The following is a 16163-nucleotide window of genomic DNA, read 5'->3' on the forward strand; positions in this document are numbered from 1 at the left end:
AACAGTTAAACACTTACCATCATGAAAAGAATTTTGTACAGTGTACTTATTACTGCCCTGATTGGCAGCAGTGCATGGTCGCAAAAATACAATGGCATAGATGCCAATATGGGTAATATTTTCAGGCTCAGCGATGCTAAAACACGTTCTATTAGTCCGGAGAATTTTAACGGTGCCAAAGGCGAGGGCGGAAAGGCCACCACGGGTACAGGTGCCGGCCCGTCGAGAGATTTGGGGCAGGGTTGGAAAGTGAGCCCAAGTGTGGTAATAAAATCTAAAACCACGTACACCGTAGCAGAAATAACCGGTCCCGGATCGATACAACATATTTGGATGACGCCTACCGGTAACTGGCGTTATTCTATACTGCGTTTTTACTGGGATGATGAAACCACCCCATCGGTAGAAGTACCTGTAGGTGATTTTTTTGGAATGGGTTGGGGCAGGTACTCGCCACTAAATTCGCTGGCTGTTTGTGTAAACCCGGGCAGTGCATTTAATTGCTACTGGCCCATGCCTTTTAGAAAAAAGTGCAGGATTACCATGGAAAATATTAATACAGAAGATATGGTACTGTATTATCAGGTAGATTATATTTTAACTGAAGTACCATCGGACGCGGCCTATTTTCATGCACAGTTTAACCGCGTAAATCCGCTGCCGTATAAGCAGGATTATACCATTGTAAATAATATAAAGGGCCGTGGACAATATGTTGGCACTTATATAGCCTGGGGCGTACATAACAATGGCTGGTGGGGTGAAGGTGAGATAAAATTTTTTATGGATGGCGATACCAATTACCCTACCATTTGCGGTACAGGCACAGAGGATTATTTTTGTGGCTCGTACGATTTTGATACCCGCAAAAAAAATGCAGCCGGTGTAGAGGAAACCAATTACACCGAATTTTCAACTGCCTATAGTGGGCTGCCACAGGTATTAAGAGGCGATGGGCATTATGATGTATCGCAGCGATTTGGATTATACCGCTGGCATATTACAGACCCTATCCGTTTTGAAAAAGATTTAAAAGTTACTATACAGGCCCTGGGCTGGAGGGATGGTGGTCGCTATCTGCCATTACAGGATGATATAGCATCTACCGCATTTTGGTACCAGACAGAACCGCATAACCCATTCCCCACATTGCCATCAAAAGATTTACTGGAAGTAGATTAACAAATACAAAATCCCCGTTCGTTTGAATGGGGATTTTTTTGTGCAATGGTTTATAATGGACAAAATCTCATATATTTCTTAGCCCAATCTCTAACCGAACCCTCCAGTGTGCGACGCAACGGCAGCTACATCATTGTGCTGCAGCCGGGCTCAAAAAATTCACTACTGCTTTGCTATTGCAATTGCCTCGTAGAATCCCGCTGTACCAATATGGAATTTATAATGGTTTTTTCGGGTAAAAATGAGTGCCTCTTTTTTTCTATCAGCTTAAACAATATGGCTGCAGCTTCGCGGCCCATTTCGTAGGCAGGCTGTGTTATAGTAGTTAGCGATGGCTGTAAAAAAGGCACCATATTCGAATTGGAAAATGTAATTACCTTAATATCCCGTGGTATTCGCAACCCAAGTTCACTACAAACCTGATACGTGGCTACCGCCAATTTTTCTACCGATGCAAAAATGCTGTCGGGCCGGTTTTTACCTACTAATAAATTTCTAATCAGGTTAAGATTATCTTCCTCATTCCGGCCACAGGAAATGATCAGGTTTTTATCCTGCTCTATGCCATGCTTTTCCAAAGCTGCCAAATACCCATTCATCCGTTGATTAACAATGGATAGATTTTGCGAGATAGACAAAAAAGCTATACGCTTTCCTCCATGTTTAATCAGGTGCGAGGTGGCCACCAGGGCGGCCTCATAATCATTGGTAATTACCTTAGGCACAGCTATATGTTCTGCAATACGGTCAAAAAAAACGAGCGGTATTTCCTTTTGCTGCAAGGCTTCCAAATGGGCTGTATCCGATGTTTCTTCTGATAAAGAAATCATGATCCCATCTACCCTTCCATTTTGTAAAAGCCGGGTGATAGATTGTTCTTTTTGCATATCCTCATGGGTAAGATAAATAAGAACATGATAGCCCTTTTCCTGCGCAATAGATTCAATGCCATTTATTACCGGACCAAAAAAATCATTCACCACCTCTGGTATGATTACCGCAATGGTTTTTGATTGTTGTTTTCTAAAACTGCTGGCCAATGGGTTTACCTGGTAGTTTAATTCTTTGGCCTTGGCCAATACCCTGGCCTTGGTGGCAGCGCTAATCTCGTGGCTGTCGCGTAAAGCTTTAGACACGGTGCTGAAAGACAAATTCAACTCCCGGGCAAGTAGTTTTAAATTCATAAAGTCCTCCTGTATTTATTCCTGCACGCCAGCAATAGTAATAATAATTTTTATGTACCCGTCAGTAGTACTTCTATCAGGCCCGGTTGCGTCGCACACTTCAGGGCTTTGTTCGCTACTCAGCCAGCAATAGCCATATTAGCAAAGCCTGTACTTAAATAATGTTGAAATATACAAAACCCACTACAACGTTGTAGCAAATAAATACCCTGTAAAATAAGCTGCGCTTCTCATTTTTTATGAATTTAACAGTCTCATCATAAATAATTAAACCTGTTTACCATGCAACAGAACGATATGCAATCCCTTATTGCCGGCATATTCAATGCCATTGAAAAATTAATCCCCTTATATTTGGCATTGCCGGCAGATGAAATTATTTCAAATGGCAATGTGGCGGTTTGCATCATTGATGAAACCGGATTAGTACATGGCAAAATGTTTGGCACCAATAAACCCCGGCTAAGACAATCCTATAAAGTGGCCTGGACAAAAGCCAGTCAGGTTTGGCTTACCGGCGTTAAAACGGGCGAATATGAGCGGATGGTATTTACCAGGGAAGTAGACGAGAATGCCAATGGCATTGAAGCCCCCGACCTGATTGGCTGGGAAGGAGGCCAACCACTTACCACAAAATCTGGAGAAATACTGGCAGTTGGCTTTAGTGGTTTTAGAGGAACTACCGATATTGAAATAATGATAAAAGCGCTTGATCTGGCACAGGAGGCTTAACACATATCAACAGGCACTAACAACTTAAAATAAATACAATGCAATACTTAGCAAACGAACAACGCTATGCCTCCATGGAATACCGCAGGTGTGGAAACAGCGGACTAAAACTGCCTGCCATTTCTCTTGGCTTATGGCACAACTTTGGGCATATTGATAAACTGGAAAATGCCCGTAACATTTTATGTACCGCCTTTGATAAAGGCATCACCCATTTCGATCTGGCCAATAATTATGGCCCGCCTCCGGGTTCTGCAGAAGAGAATTTTGGAAAAATTTTAAAAGATAATTTTTTACCCTACCGCGATGAACTGATTATTTCCTCAAAAGCAGGCTGGGGTATGTGGCCCGGCCCATATGGCGACTGGGGTTCAAAAAAATACCTGGTAGCCAGCCTTGACCAAAGTTTAAAAAGAATGGGGCTTGACTATGTAGATATATTTTACCATCACCGCCCCGATCCCGGCACCCCGCTGGAAGAAACCATGGGTACATTAGACCTGATGGTACGCCAGGGTAAGGCCCTCTATGTAGGCATTTCCAGCTACCAGCCTGAAGAAGCTGCCAAAGCCATTGCCATCTTAAAACAACTGGGCACACCCTGCCTTATTCACCAGCCCAAATACTCCATGTTCGAACGTTGGGTAGAGGATGGATTGCTGGATGTACTGGAAGAAAACAAAGTGGGTTGTATTCCCTTTTCGCCGCTGGCGCAGGGTTTATTAAGCAACAAATATTTACAGGGCATTCCTGCAGGTTCAAGGGCCGCCAGCCACAGGGGTAATGGCGCAATTGAAGAAGATGCTATTTCACCGGCAACTTTAAACAAAGTACTGGCATTAAATAAACTGGCCGAAGAACGTGGCCAAAACCTGGCGCAAATGGCACTGGCCTGGATTTTAAAAGATCCACGTATCAGCTCTGTCTTAATTGGTGTAAGCAAACCGGAACAGGTACTGGATTCTATTCGCTGTCTGGAAAATTATTCATTTACCAGCGAAGAACTTGACCGTATAAATGCCATTTTAAAATAAATCAGTTTATGCAACTGTTTTCAGGCAGATTATAGTATTCACCTCGTAATAAAACATGGCCGCTTTAGGCAGTACCCACTGCACTTAACTATAAAGCAGGCCATGTTTTTTTATTAGCCAATCCACAGCATAACTATTGAACATTACTTGCGTCGCACACTGCAACGGTTGGTTCTTTACCCAACAGTAAGGGCCAACAACCAAATAGCTGTTTTGGCAAATACTTTTGCAACTACCAACAGCATACATACAAGCAGGTTTATTAGCTGCCACACTTGTTAAAGCACAAGAGTGCGACGCAAGTAAAGCTGCATACTTGTTGAATTGCCGGGCTAAAAATTGACTAATTAAATTCTATCGTACCAAAACTTTTGTAATCGTGGTAATTGCTTTGTGTTAGTTGCCAGCTGCTGTAAGCCGGGTTTTTATCGTAATCTATGCGGTAAAAATTTGCCCGCCATTGGGTACCTTTTTTGGGGGGCACATTATTCATGGGGCCTAACAAAGCAAAAGGTATAAACAGCTCGGCTGTCCAGCTAATTCTGCCGCTGGTATTTGCATTTTTATTGATGTGAATGGCATGTATAATTTTTCGTCCATCGTTGTACTGCCAGGGTTTCCAACCCATGATATTGCCTTTGTTATTGAGTATTAAAATGGGCAACTCGTAATTCAAGGGAGATAACTCATACTCCAGATACAATGGCATAGCAGAATCGGGCCAAAAGAAAGCTTCTACCACATCTTCATCATACAGGTTGGCATAATCCTCAGTAAGCGTGGCGGTAATGGCACTATCCTCGCACTGGTATAAACAGTAAATCCCTTTATCGGAATACATAATTTTAAACTGGGTACTATAATGCAAAAGATTGCGTGCTTTATCGGCGGGAATATTCCATTTATTTTGTTGCAGCAGGCTGGTATTTCTTTCGGTAATAGTTTGCCAGCCGGTATTATTCCAATTATTGCTGCTGCCATCTCCGGTGAAGGTAAAATCGGTGGTTTTGCCCACTTTTAAAATATGGCCGCTATTATTAATTTGTGCATTTGCCAGTGCTGTAATAATTAATGCCGCTAATACTATTATCCCTCTTGCTTTGTAATTCCTGTTTGTACACATAATGATGTTGCTTTTATAATTTATATCCCTGCCTGGCCAGTAAAACCCATTTGCTTTTTTGTTTGGTAAATACCAGTAATGCCCCAATTTTTAGCTCACCGGGGGTACCGTTATTGGTAATTTTTGCTGAAAAAATATGTCTTACAATAGCTTCTTTTCCGGCAATGGTTATTTGCAGCGCCGATACGTCGATACTTAACATATCCAGCGGGCCATGCAAAACGGTTTGTATAAAAGTGGCTTTATCCTCTGATTTGCCATTAGAATGGCCATAACTTAATTGGGCGGCGGTAAGGTTTACCAATGCTGCAGAATCAGCATCTACAATGGCTTTATTAAACATTGTTACAGCAGTAGTAACTGCCTGCTCCTCTTTGGATTGTGCCATTGTGCCCATACACAGCAATACACAAGCTGCCAACAACAAATTTTTTTTCATGTATGCAAGTTATTTTAAATGCTCATTAATTATGCTTCTGTCAGTTCATCCTCAACCGGTTTGCGATGCCAGTACGATGCCAATACCGAACCTGTAATATTCATTAGCGGACCAAATATAGCAGGCGCCAAACCAACTGTGGCCATTTTACCCATTGCTTTTGCCAGCCCCGATGCCAGACCGCCATTTTGCATACCTACTTCAATGGCAATAGTACGGCAATCGCGTTCTTTCATTTTAAATAATCTTCCGCTCCAATATCCCAATGTATACCCGCATAAATTATGTATTAATACCACCAGTATTAAAGCAGGGCCAATGGTTAAAAGGCTTTCCCTGCCTGCGGCAGTAATAATTACAATAATAAAAGCTATACCAAACATAGATACCAGCGGCATGGCATTATCTAACCATTTTAATTTGCCATGCAAAAAATGATTAAATACCAGTCCTGCTCCAATTGGTATAATCACCATTTTAAAAATATCAAACATCATATCTATCGTATGTATTTCTACAAATGCACCGGCCAATAGTTTCATTAACATGGGCGTAATAAATGGGGCCAGCATGGTAGAAACAGCCGTTATAGTAACAGACAATGCCAGATTGGCTTTAGCCAGATAAGAAATTACATTAGAGGCCATACCATTGGGCGAGCAACCAATAAGAATAATACCAGCCGCAATCTCGGGTGGAAAATTGGTGGCGCTTGCCAACGTAAAACCCAGCAATGGCATAATTACAAAATGACTAAACACGCCTATAAAAACACCCTTGGGCATTTTAACCACCCCAGCAAAATCCTTAAAGCTCATGGAAGTGCCCATGCCAAACATAATCAATTGTATTAAGGGCGTAATTAGGGTAGCCAGTTTAAACCCATCCCATTCTACAAAAAATTGCGGGTACAATAAGGCAGACGTTACCGCTGCAAAAATGGTAGTGGTATAGGCAAATCCTTTCAGTGCAACATATCCACGAAAACCTATAGCGAGTGCTATAAAAAATGCCACCAATAAAGGGCCGGCAACAACAGTGTTACCCATTAAGAAAAATACCAGTGCTGCCAACAAACAAACACCTGCAACCGTTAGCGAAATTTTATACATAATCCAATAATAAAGTTGATCAAAAAAAATAGGTTACCACCCAAATGCGATGCTGCTTTTACCAGGTTCTTTTAGACATAAGCGCATCCAACTGTGCCCTGGTTAATTTGGTAGATCCGGGATGCGCATCCAGCCATTTTAAAAAACTGGTTTTTATTTCATCTGTCCAGTCGCTGTCTATCTGGCCCGGAGAAAAACTACCTTTTTTCAACATTTCATGGCCAAACATATCGCGTAAATCTATAAACTCAGCAGTGTATACTACTTTCTCGGCCAAATGTGCAGGTATAAAAATTACACCTTCCCTGTCTGATATTACCAGGTCGCCGGGCAATACAATGGCGTGACCAATTCTAATAGGTGTATTCAATCCCATCAGCACTTCATCTTCCAGGTACGATGGGTCAAAGTCACGTACATAGGCATTAAAACCTTTTATTTCCGATAAGCCGGTAAGGTCACGCACCGATGCATCAAAAACAACTCCATTGCCGCTTTTAGCATAAATGGAATTGCCCAGGTTATCGCCAATTAAAGTGCCTTTGGCAATTTTACCACAGCCGTCTGCCACATAAACATCGCCTTTTACCAACACATCTATCGGCCATGAATTGGTATTACCTTTTCTACCTTCTGCCTTGCCACGATCTTTAATATTTTTCTCCACATCGGGCCTGCTGGGCATGTATTGTGCAGTAACTACACGGCCGGTTACTTTTACTGTATCATTTACCGTTTTCCAGCCACCTTCGTATTGGTTATTATAGCCCAGGTTTTTAAGTATCGTCCAGGCCGATTCAAAGCCTATATGTTTGGCTCTTTCTATCAACTCATCAGGCACTTTGGGCCGCCCATCGGCAAAGCGTTCACCCTTCCATTCCGAGGTAAGAAATATCAACTCATCCTTTTGCATGGTTTGTGCAAAACCATTGCCGCACATTATTATCAGTGCACATAAAAAAACAATTCTATTCATCATACTGGTAAGCATTTAGTATTTAATTTTTATGAGCCAAACATGATATTGCTATCTGGCTTTACTTGCGTCGCACTCTTGTACGGCATATCAATAGGCAGCTAAACAATACATTTAGAATTGCTTAAATTCTCTGCCCGGTTTTTCTACCCTAAAAGTTTCAATATTACAACTATCCTGCAAAGTAATATAGGCTGTTTTGCCATCGGTACCACCAAATGCAATATTGCTGGGCTTTGAACCCTTTAAAGTAATTTCCGTAAGCAATTTACCCTGGGGCGATACTTTGGCCACCGTGCCTTTGCCATGTCTTGTAATGTACAAATTACCATCAATATCGCAGCGCATACCATCCATACCAAAATCAGGAAATTCTATCAGCAATTGTTTATTGCTAATGGTACCACTGTCAGATAAATCATATACCCAAACCTTGCGTTGTACAGATTCGTTTACATATAATTTTTTTCCATCAGGACTTACTTCAATACCATTGGTAGTGCCCATGCTATCTTCCAGCAATAATATTTGTCCGTTGGTATCTACCCGCCAAATTTGTCCGGAGTTATTTTTCCAGTTTGGGTCGCTGGCATAGAGGCGGTCTTTGCTATCTATGGCAATATCATTGGGTTGGTTCATGGCAGCATTATGGGCATACACACTAATTTCTTTGGTAGCCATATTTACCTGCAGAATATTATGATTGGTATAATCTGCAATCATCATTAAACCCTTGCTGTTAAACCGTATACCATTGCCAATACTTCCATTGGGCAATTCCACAAAAATACTGCTGTCGCCGGATGGTGTTACAATACCAATGGTACCTTCATGTGCATAGTTTACTGCATATAAGTTTCCTGCACTATCAACAGCAGGGCCTTCGGCACCGGTGGTAAATGTATTTACTGCTGTAAAATCAGCAGCTGTGTATAATTCGTTGGTCATGCTTTTTGGTTCAGTTGTGTTACAGGCCCAACATGCGCCTGATACTATTAAACAAAATAAGAAGCGTTGTACTTTCATTTCTATTGGTTGATTAGATGTTATTAGCCGCATTTTTTGATAAACCGGCTGTTGAAAGCTGCGCAGCATTACCAACCGTACAAGTGTGCGACGCAAGCGGTGATGCCTGTTGTTATACAGCACGGCCAATAATAGCTATTTGGTTTTTGGCTTTGGATAAATGGGGTTGGCAATACCATTAAGATCGTACACAATTTTGCCGCCCTTGATCGTCATGGCACATTCAAATTTTTGTTTTCCATCCACCTTATAACCGGTTTTATCGTAAAAGCCAAAATTACCCTGACGCAAATCCAATATGGCTACATCGGCAATACCCCCAGGGGAAAGATTACCCAGCTCTTCGTGTTTTATTACTTGTGCGGGGGCCCAGGTGCTGGCTTTTATTACATCTTTTAAAGGCATACCCATTAACAGAAATTTAGACATCACATCTATCTGGCTTTTCATTGAGGCATTCATGCTGCCGGTATGCAAATCGGTACTTATGGTGTTGGGGAAAAATCCCTGCTGCAATGCGGGAATAGCCTGCGAAAAATTAAAGCTGGCGCCGCCATAGCCAACGTCGAAAATAATACCACGTTTTATGGCATCCCAAATAAAGGGTTTTACCTTACTTGTTTTTTCATCAACCACTGTTTCCCGTACATTGCCATCAAGCAGCGTATATGTGTGGGTATAAATATCACCGGGCCTCAGGTGTTTCATAAATAATTCTTCAATAGATAAAGGTGGGTTATTACCGCCAAAGTCAATCATAACAGGCATGTTGGCCTGTTTGCCTGCTTCCACGGCGCGGTCAACAGGCGTCCATTCCGGACCGTTAAAATGTGCTACCTTAAAGCCTACAACTATGTCTTTATTTTGTTTGGCTACAATAGCACTCATCTTGGCATCCATATCATTTTCGTTCTGCTCATATGCTCCGCCACGCATGCCTTCGCCAACAATATTTAATAATGCCAATACCCTTGTTTGCGAATTATCTATAATATTCTTTTTAAACGTAGGGAAAGATTTCCAACCGGCACCACCTGCATCTACCACGGTAGTAACACCCACCCTGAAAGTAAAACCATCGGGCACTATTGCTACCAGTCCATTACTTAAATAATGATCGGGCTCGGTACCAAAAAATACATGCGCATGCAGGTCAATTAAACCCGGCGTTACATATAAGCCTTTGGCATCTACAGTTTGTGCCGCCTGTTTACCATCAATATTGGCGGCTACCTGAACAATTTTTCCATCGGCAATGGCTACATCCATCACTGCATCAATATTATTTTTAGCGTCTATAACATGGCCGCCTTTAATTACAATATCGTATAACTGCCCCATGGCGGTGTTCCCCAAAAAAATAACTGCCAATAATAAACCGTATACTTTTTTCATATGATCGTTTTTATCTAAACAAGGTTTTTCAATTTGTTCTTAATTTATACAGCAGCCTGTAACAGTTCTTCTTTAATTCTTTTTGCTACCACTACTTCCTGCCCGGGCTTTAACATAAATACAGTAATCCTGATGCTATTCTCTGTTTCCCAGGCAATTGTTTCAATAGAAGGGCTACCCTTTCGCAGCTTTTCGCCCATGGCATCACGGGTAATTTTAACTATAGCCGGGTTCCAGGAAATGATGAGAGATGGATTGTGGTTGGCAACAGCTGGTATCGTTACTTCAGTAGTAACACCGGCAATATTGGCAAGTGTATTTTTAATATAGGCAATACGGTCTTCCCACATTTTCCATTCTTTGGTATGATCTCTTTTTACATAGCTGTCTAAAGCCACATACATGCCAATTATCTCTTCTTTATTCACTTTCATGCCACGGCCAATATTACCGCCCTTGGGTGGCGCACTAAGCCTTGCAGCTGCTATTAAATCTTTTTTACCCATTAATATACCGGCACTTTGCGGACCACAAATGGCTTTGCCGCCAGATATACAAACCAGATCAAAACCCATATCGTTATACTTCCATAAATTCTCCACCGGTGGCACATCGGCAGCCATATCAATCATGGTAGGCAGTTTATGTTGTTTAGCCAGCTCCAGCCATTCGCGGTGTTGAATTTTACCCATGGGTGCTTCCCTGTTTAAAAACCAAAGCATCGCAGTTTTATCGTTAATGGCCGCAATGGCTTCTTCCATGGTTTCTACGGTAACAATGGTAACACCTGTATTGGTTAAAGCATGGTCGTACCCGTTTATATGGCTCTTTTGAATAATCACTTCCGATTTCATACCAGTGCCTTCCAACTTAGGCAATTGGGCTACTTTTTTTTGATCCATTCCGGTAAGTACACCTGCCATACCTAATACCAATGCCGACCAGCAACCGGCTGTTACAAAAGCCGCTTCGGCATGGCAAATAGCAGCAATTTTTTCCCCTACCTTATCCTGCACTTCTTCCAGCATTACATATTCTTTAGCCGTGCTGTTAATAGCTTCCATTACTTCATCCGGCATCAGCGATGCTGTCATAGATGTATAATTACCCGCAGCATTTATAAAAGTGCGCAGCCCCAGTTCTGCAAACAAATCTCTTTTTACAGTGGTGGCAGCCACCGCTGCAGAAGAAGGCAGTACACTACCCAACGCACCACCTGCAAACGGCAGCAGCGATAATCCTTTTAATACATTTCTGCGTTTCATATTTTTATTTTTAAGTGTATAAATATTAAACCAAGCATTCTTTTTGTACCCGGCTATTGTTCTATATGAGGCACCGCTTGCGTCGCACTCTTGTACAGCATCACAACAGGCAGCAAGGAATTTTTCAATCCCATCAACCCTTCACCACCCCCAAATAACATTCCCCCTTTACCACTCACCACTCACCACTCACTACTCACTACTTCCCCCTCACCTTCTTCACTTCCCCAACAGTAATAACATCGGTATTATTATTAAAATGCTGTCTTATATAATTCAATACCTGCGCTATATCTTCATCACGTAAAAAACTGTGTTGAGGCATCAGGTTATTATAAGGTTTGCCTTTAACAGTAATGGGAATATTCAACCCATTTAATACTACATCAATCAATTTTTGCTTATCACCATTTACCCATTCAGAACTATCCAACGGGGGAAACCGGTTACCGTCGCCATGACCATTATGCTGGTGACAGGATATGCAATACGTATTGTATACCTGTGCGCCAGGAATGGCTTTGTCTTTATACAAATTATCGGCAACTTCATCCGGTGTGCGGATATTGGCATTTAATTTTCTTTGCTCCATTGCCGCTAGTTGTTCTTTGCCAAAATTGCCTTTATCACCTTTGTACATAATGCGCCAAATTTTTCCTTTTTTTGAGTCTGACACATACAAAGAACCATCTGGCCCTTCGGCAAGGCCCATTGGCCTGTATTGCGCATCATCGGTATTTACAATGGTATCTACTCCGGCAAAACCATCGGCAAACACCTCCCATTCACCGGAGGGTGCTCCATTTACAAAAGGTACAAAACAAACAAAATAACCTGCCTGCGGGTAAGGCGATCTGTTGGTAGAGCCATGAAATGCTATAAAAGCACCATGTTTATAATGTTCAGGAAATTGGTCACCTTCATAAAACAGTAAATCATTGGGTGCCCAGTGCGCCGGAAAACCCATTACCGGCATTTGAACGCTACTATCTTTGGCTGGCATTTTACCATCGCCACCATATTCGGGTGCCTGTATATTTTTGTGTTGTATCTGGTCGTAATAACTATAGGGCCAGCCAAAATTATTGCCTTCCTCTACCTTTAAAAATTCTTCTGAAGGCAACACTGCACTTTGCCAGGGCGTAAACTTATCGGGCCATAATAAATGCAGGTCATCTCGGCCATGCATAACTGCGTATAAATTTTTGGTTTCTTTATTCCAGGCCATAGCAACTACGCTTCTTATACCTGTAGCAAATTTTTTTCCATCCTTTTGGGTAAGGCCTGTTTTATTTACATCAAACTGCCAAATGCCGGCATGGTTTTCTAATTCGGGACAGGGATTCAACCCGGCAAAACCGGGTGTACCACCCGGGGTTCTTACCAAATCCTGGCAGGCATTGCTTGGTGCCCCAAAAGGAACATACATATGGCCATTATCATCAAAAGCGACAGGTTTGGTAATATGCCAGTGCGAGCCCCGGTTATCATCCTCAGTAAGTATGGTATCCATTTTTGATTCGGGAATTAGTTTGCCTGGTGTTAACTTGTTTCTATACACCACCAGCTCCGAAGCAAAATATAAATAGCCATCGTGTATGCGCATGCAATTGGCCAAACTACCTTCATTATAATAATCACCAAAGTATACAATTGAATCGGCCCTGCCATCGTTATTGGTGTCCCGCAAAGCTACATTACCGCCTTCCCCTTTTTTGGAATAGCGCAGCTTTACATAAATATCTCCATTGTTGTTTATGGCTAAATGGCGTGCCGGACCAATACTATCTGCTACCACCACTGCTTCAAAATTACCGGGCAAAAAAAGACCACCATTATCTGCATCGCCCTTTGGCAGCGGGTTGCCAGTATTACACTGCGCCAAAACAAATAACAACAGGCATAAAATTGCACTGAGCTTTTGTAATGATAAATGATGCCTGTAATACATAAGGATGATGTGTTGCTTTATTGATACATTTTATTTTGCTGCATAGCTTTACTGAACGTACAAGTGTGCGACGCAAGTAAAGCTGCAGTAGCTTACTATTGCCGGGCTACAAATAATATTAAGGCTTATATGGCTGTGCCGAAATACCATTTAAATCCCACACAATTTTGCCTGCACGTATAGTTAGTTCTGCTTCTAATTTTTGTGTGCCGGGCAACTTAATTCCAGCGGCATCTATAAAACCAAATACACCTTGCTGCATACTTAACACAGCTATATCCGCCACAGCACCCTCACTTAAATTACCCAGGTCTTCCCTATGAATTGCAGTGGCGGCATTCCAGGTGGCATGTGCAATAACATCCTGCAAACGCATACCCATTGCCATGTATTTGGACATAATGTTTAACATGCTTTTCATACCCGCATTCATGCTAAAACGATGAAGGTCGCTACCAAATGTATTGGGCACCAAGCCTTGCTGAAATGCAGGCAGGGCCTGGCTAAACCAGAAACCGGCGCCACCATGGCCAACATCAAACAGCACTCCTTTTTTTTGGGCTGCCAATACAAAGGGGCGCAAATTACCGGCACTATCTATTATGGGCAACCGTTCTGTAATTTGTTCAAATGAATGGGTGATAATATCGCCGGGACGCAACTTGCTTAGCTGATCCTGCAAACTATATTGAGGCAGATGGCACTCCACAAATAACGGTGTATTAGACTTTTTTGCGGCTGCCAGGGCATTGTTAAATGGCGCCCAATCTGTCCCTTCGTAATGGCCAATTTTAACGCCCACAATCAGGCTTTTGTATTGTTGAATAATGGCCACTGCCGAATCGGTAATCATGGTGCTGATATCTTCCTGCATGGGTTTACCATTCATGCCATCGCCGGCAATATTTACAAAAGCAAGTATGCGGGTTTGCGATTTATCTATTACCTGATTTTTAAACAAAGTAAAATTATGCCAGCCCGATGTGCCTGCATCTACCACTGTGGTGATGCCTGCTTTAAAAGTAAAATCATCAGGCGATACACTGTTGATACCATCGGCAAATGTGTTTGCATTACTACCAACAAAAACATGTGTATGTATATCAATTAATCCGGGTACCACATATAAACCTGTTGCATCAATTGTTTTTTTTGCCAGTGATGCAGCTATCGAATTATCTATTTTGCCAATTTTCCCATCCTGTATGGCAATATCTTTTATGGCATCAATCTTATTTTTGGCATCAAATACATGACCGCCTTTTAACAGTAAATCATACTGCTGTGCGCAGGTAATGAAAGAAAGGAACAGGAACACCAACACACAAAAACCTCTCCCGGCCACATTGTTGCGGCCAGAAGAAGTGTGCAGATATATTAGCTGGTTTCTCATTTTTTATTTTTCATTTCAACTTCCCATCCCGGTGCACTGAGTCCATTTAAATCCCAAACAATTTTACCGGCGCGTATGGTTAATTCGGCTTCCAGTTTTTGCGTGCCTTTCAAAACAGTTTTACGAATATCCAAAAATCCAAAATTGCCTTTTCGCACATTAAATACCGTAACATCAGCATCGGCACCAACGCTTAAATTACCCAGATCGGGGCGCTTTATTACATTGGCGGGGTTCCAGGTAGCACGCAGAATTACATCGGGTAAACTCATGCCCATATTCAGGAATTTAGACATTACATTGCTCATGTCTTTCATACCGCTATTCATACTTTCTGCATGTAAATCTGTGCTTATTACATTGGGCTTAAAACCTTGCTGCATGGCAGGTATAGCCTGCCGCCACGAAAATGCGCCACCACCATGACCCACATCAAAAACAATTCCCCGCTGTTGGGCAGCAAATACAAAAGGTTTTACTTTTCCGCTATCATCCACAATGGTTTCGCGTACTGTGGGGCCATAGGAAAATGTGTGGGTAAAAATATCTCCCGGCCGCAGGCGCTGCATAAACAAGGCCTCAATAGAATTGGGTGGCTGGTGCTCACCAAAATCAACCATCACAGGCACATTTGCCATGTTACCCGCCTGCACCGCACGGTCAACCTGCGTAAAACCACCCCAGTAATGGGCGGCTTTTATACCTACAATAATATCGGGAAATAATTTCTTTATCATGTAGGCCGTTTGCTGCGGGTTCATATCGGCGGTATCCTGTTCCTCAAACCTGCCTACCATACCATTACCTACAATATTCAGCAAAGCCAACACACGGGTTTGAGATTTATCTATGGTTTGCTCTTTAAACTTTCTAAAATTGCGCCAGCCCGATGAACCTGCATCAACCACCGTTGTTACACCTGCCCTAAAGGTAAAACCATCCGGCGGCAAACTCGTGGGCGCATTTGCGATGTAAGCATTCAAATCCTTGCCATCAAAAACATGTACATGCATATCAATAATGCCGGGTGTAACAATCAAACCGCTTACATCAATCACCTGCTTAACATTAGTAACGGGAATATCTTTTGCCACCTGCCATATTTTGCCATTCATAATGGCTATATCCATTTCGGTATCTATCTTATTTTTAGGGTCAATTACATGGCCTCCTTTTAACAAAATATCAATTTGTTGTGCATGCCCAGTAAAAAAAAACAATACTCCCAGTAAAAAGCAAATGGCTTTTGCAGCGTTTCTGTTCAACCTTTTTACATTGTACAACATAACAAATTGTTTAAATAATTTTTAGCCCGGCAAAGCACCATTATCATCATCCTTGCGTCGCACTC

At 42.1% G+C, this 16163-nt stretch carries 14 protein-coding genes; 3 read left to right on the forward strand and 11 right to left on the reverse strand.

Translation table 11 applies throughout. From position 1 onward, the window contains the following. The first annotated feature begins 21 nt into the window (after positions 1-21). On the forward strand, positions 22-1182 hold the full coding sequence (locus GD597_RS01205) for a glycoside hydrolase family 172 protein (RefSeq protein ID WP_171605964.1): 1161 nt from the start codon (positions 22-24) through the stop codon (positions 1180-1182). Between the two features lie 173 nt (positions 1183-1355). On the opposite strand, the gene GD597_RS01210 is transcribed toward GD597_RS01205, so the two are convergent. After that, positions 1356-2366, reverse strand: a complete 1011-nt coding sequence (locus GD597_RS01210; protein WP_171605965.1) for a LacI family DNA-binding transcriptional regulator — start codon at positions 2364-2366, stop codon at positions 1356-1358. Between the two features lie 282 nt (positions 2367-2648). Here GD597_RS01210 and GD597_RS01215 point away from each other — a divergent pair, with 282 nt between their 5' ends. Further along, positions 2649-3098, forward strand: coding sequence for a GlcG/HbpS family heme-binding protein (locus tag GD597_RS01215; protein ID WP_171605966.1), 450 nt, complete (start codon positions 2649-2651; stop codon positions 3096-3098). A 38-nt stretch (positions 3099-3136) separates the two neighbouring features. Beyond that, positions 3137-4132: an L-glyceraldehyde 3-phosphate reductase gene (gene mgrA, locus GD597_RS01220; RefSeq protein WP_171605967.1), complete on the forward strand. Its 996-nt coding sequence runs from the start codon at positions 3137-3139 to the stop codon at positions 4130-4132. A 343-nt stretch (positions 4133-4475) separates the two neighbouring features. On the opposite strand, the gene GD597_RS01225 is transcribed toward mgrA, so the two are convergent. The 10 genes from GD597_RS01225 to GD597_RS01270 form a co-directional block, all read right to left on the reverse strand. After that, positions 4476-5255: a carbohydrate-binding family 9-like protein gene (locus GD597_RS01225; RefSeq protein ID WP_171605968.1), complete on the reverse strand. Its 780-nt coding sequence runs from the start codon at positions 5253-5255 to the stop codon at positions 4476-4478. A 13-nt stretch (positions 5256-5268) separates the two neighbouring features. Next, positions 5269-5694, reverse strand: coding sequence for a nuclear transport factor 2 family protein (locus tag GD597_RS01230; protein ID WP_171605969.1), 426 nt, complete (start codon positions 5692-5694; stop codon positions 5269-5271). Positions 5695-5723: 29 nt separating this feature from the next. Beyond that, on the reverse strand, positions 5724-6806 hold the full coding sequence (locus tag GD597_RS01235; RefSeq protein ID WP_171605970.1) for a bile acid:sodium symporter family protein: 1083 nt from the start codon (positions 6804-6806) through the stop codon (positions 5724-5726). A 58-nt stretch (positions 6807-6864) separates the two neighbouring features. After that, positions 6865-7785 (reverse strand): RraA family protein, encoded by a 921-nt coding sequence (locus GD597_RS01240; protein ID WP_235954144.1) that lies wholly within the window; start codon positions 7783-7785, stop codon positions 6865-6867. Positions 7786-7896: 111 nt separating this feature from the next. Continuing rightward, positions 7897-8730, reverse strand: a complete 834-nt coding sequence (locus GD597_RS01245) for an SMP-30/gluconolactonase/LRE family protein (RefSeq protein WP_171605972.1) — start codon at positions 8728-8730, stop codon at positions 7897-7899. A 213-nt stretch (positions 8731-8943) separates the two neighbouring features. Further along, on the reverse strand, positions 8944-10203 hold the full coding sequence (locus GD597_RS01250) for an amidohydrolase/deacetylase family metallohydrolase (protein ID WP_171605973.1): 1260 nt from the start codon (positions 10201-10203) through the stop codon (positions 8944-8946). A gap of 44 nt (positions 10204-10247) precedes the next feature. Then, complete coding sequence (locus GD597_RS01255) at positions 10248-11468, reverse strand: aminotransferase class V-fold PLP-dependent enzyme (RefSeq protein ID WP_171605974.1); 1221 nt, start codon at positions 11466-11468, stop codon at positions 10248-10250. Positions 11469-11667: 199 nt separating this feature from the next. Beyond that, positions 11668-13419, reverse strand: coding sequence for a c-type cytochrome (locus tag GD597_RS01260; protein WP_171605975.1), 1752 nt, complete (start codon positions 13417-13419; stop codon positions 11668-11670). Between the two features lie 118 nt (positions 13420-13537). Beyond that, positions 13538-14812: an amidohydrolase/deacetylase family metallohydrolase gene (locus GD597_RS01265; protein WP_171605976.1), complete on the reverse strand. Its 1275-nt coding sequence runs from the start codon at positions 14810-14812 to the stop codon at positions 13538-13540. Continuing rightward, positions 14809-16098 (reverse strand): amidohydrolase/deacetylase family metallohydrolase, encoded by a 1290-nt coding sequence (locus tag GD597_RS01270; RefSeq protein WP_171605977.1) that lies wholly within the window; start codon positions 16096-16098, stop codon positions 14809-14811. Before GD597_RS01270 ends, GD597_RS01265 begins: the two co-directional genes overlap by 4 nt. Between the last annotated feature and the right edge of the window lie 65 nt (positions 16099-16163).

Origin of the sequence: Limnovirga soli, assembly GCF_013106755.1 — a bacterium.
GTDB lineage: Bacteria > Bacteroidota > Bacteroidia > Chitinophagales > Chitinophagaceae > Limnovirga > Limnovirga soli.

What these genes read in the sequence shown, in the direction of transcription:
- GD597_RS01205 (WP_171605964.1), top strand. Translation starts at nt 22, where the DNA reads ATGAAAAGAATTTTGTACAGTGTACTTATTACTGCCCTGATTGGCAGC.
- GD597_RS01210 (WP_171605965.1), bottom strand. Translation starts at nt 2,366, where the DNA reads ATGAATTTAAAACTACTTGCCCGGGAGTTGAATTTGTCTTTCAGCACC.
- GD597_RS01215 (WP_171605966.1), top strand. Translation starts at nt 2,649, where the DNA reads ATGCAACAGAACGATATGCAATCCCTTATTGCCGGCATATTCAATGCC.
- mgrA (WP_171605967.1), top strand. Translation starts at nt 3,137, where the DNA reads ATGCAATACTTAGCAAACGAACAACGCTATGCCTCCATGGAATACCGC.
- GD597_RS01225 (WP_171605968.1), bottom strand. Translation starts at nt 5,255, where the DNA reads ATGTGTACAAACAGGAATTACAAAGCAAGAGGGATAATAGTATTAGCG.
- GD597_RS01230 (WP_171605969.1), bottom strand. Translation starts at nt 5,694, where the DNA reads ATGAAAAAAAATTTGTTGTTGGCAGCTTGTGTATTGCTGTGTATGGGC.
- GD597_RS01235 (WP_171605970.1), bottom strand. Translation starts at nt 6,806, where the DNA reads ATGTATAAAATTTCGCTAACGGTTGCAGGTGTTTGTTTGTTGGCAGCA.
- GD597_RS01240 (WP_235954144.1), bottom strand. Translation starts at nt 7,785, where the DNA reads ATGATGAATAGAATTGTTTTTTTATGTGCACTGATAATAATGTGCGGC.
- GD597_RS01245 (WP_171605972.1), bottom strand. Translation starts at nt 8,730, where the DNA reads ATGACCAACGAATTATACACAGCTGCTGATTTTACAGCAGTAAATACA.
- GD597_RS01250 (WP_171605973.1), bottom strand. Translation starts at nt 10,203, where the DNA reads ATGAAAAAAGTATACGGTTTATTATTGGCAGTTATTTTTTTGGGGAAC.
- GD597_RS01255 (WP_171605974.1), bottom strand. Translation starts at nt 11,468, where the DNA reads ATGAAACGCAGAAATGTATTAAAAGGATTATCGCTGCTGCCGTTTGCA.
- GD597_RS01260 (WP_171605975.1), bottom strand. Translation starts at nt 13,419, where the DNA reads ATGTATTACAGGCATCATTTATCATTACAAAAGCTCAGTGCAATTTTA.
- GD597_RS01265 (WP_171605976.1), bottom strand. Translation starts at nt 14,812, where the DNA reads ATGAGAAACCAGCTAATATATCTGCACACTTCTTCTGGCCGCAACAAT.
- GD597_RS01270 (WP_171605977.1), bottom strand. Translation starts at nt 16,098, where the DNA reads ATGTTGTACAATGTAAAAAGGTTGAACAGAAACGCTGCAAAAGCCATT.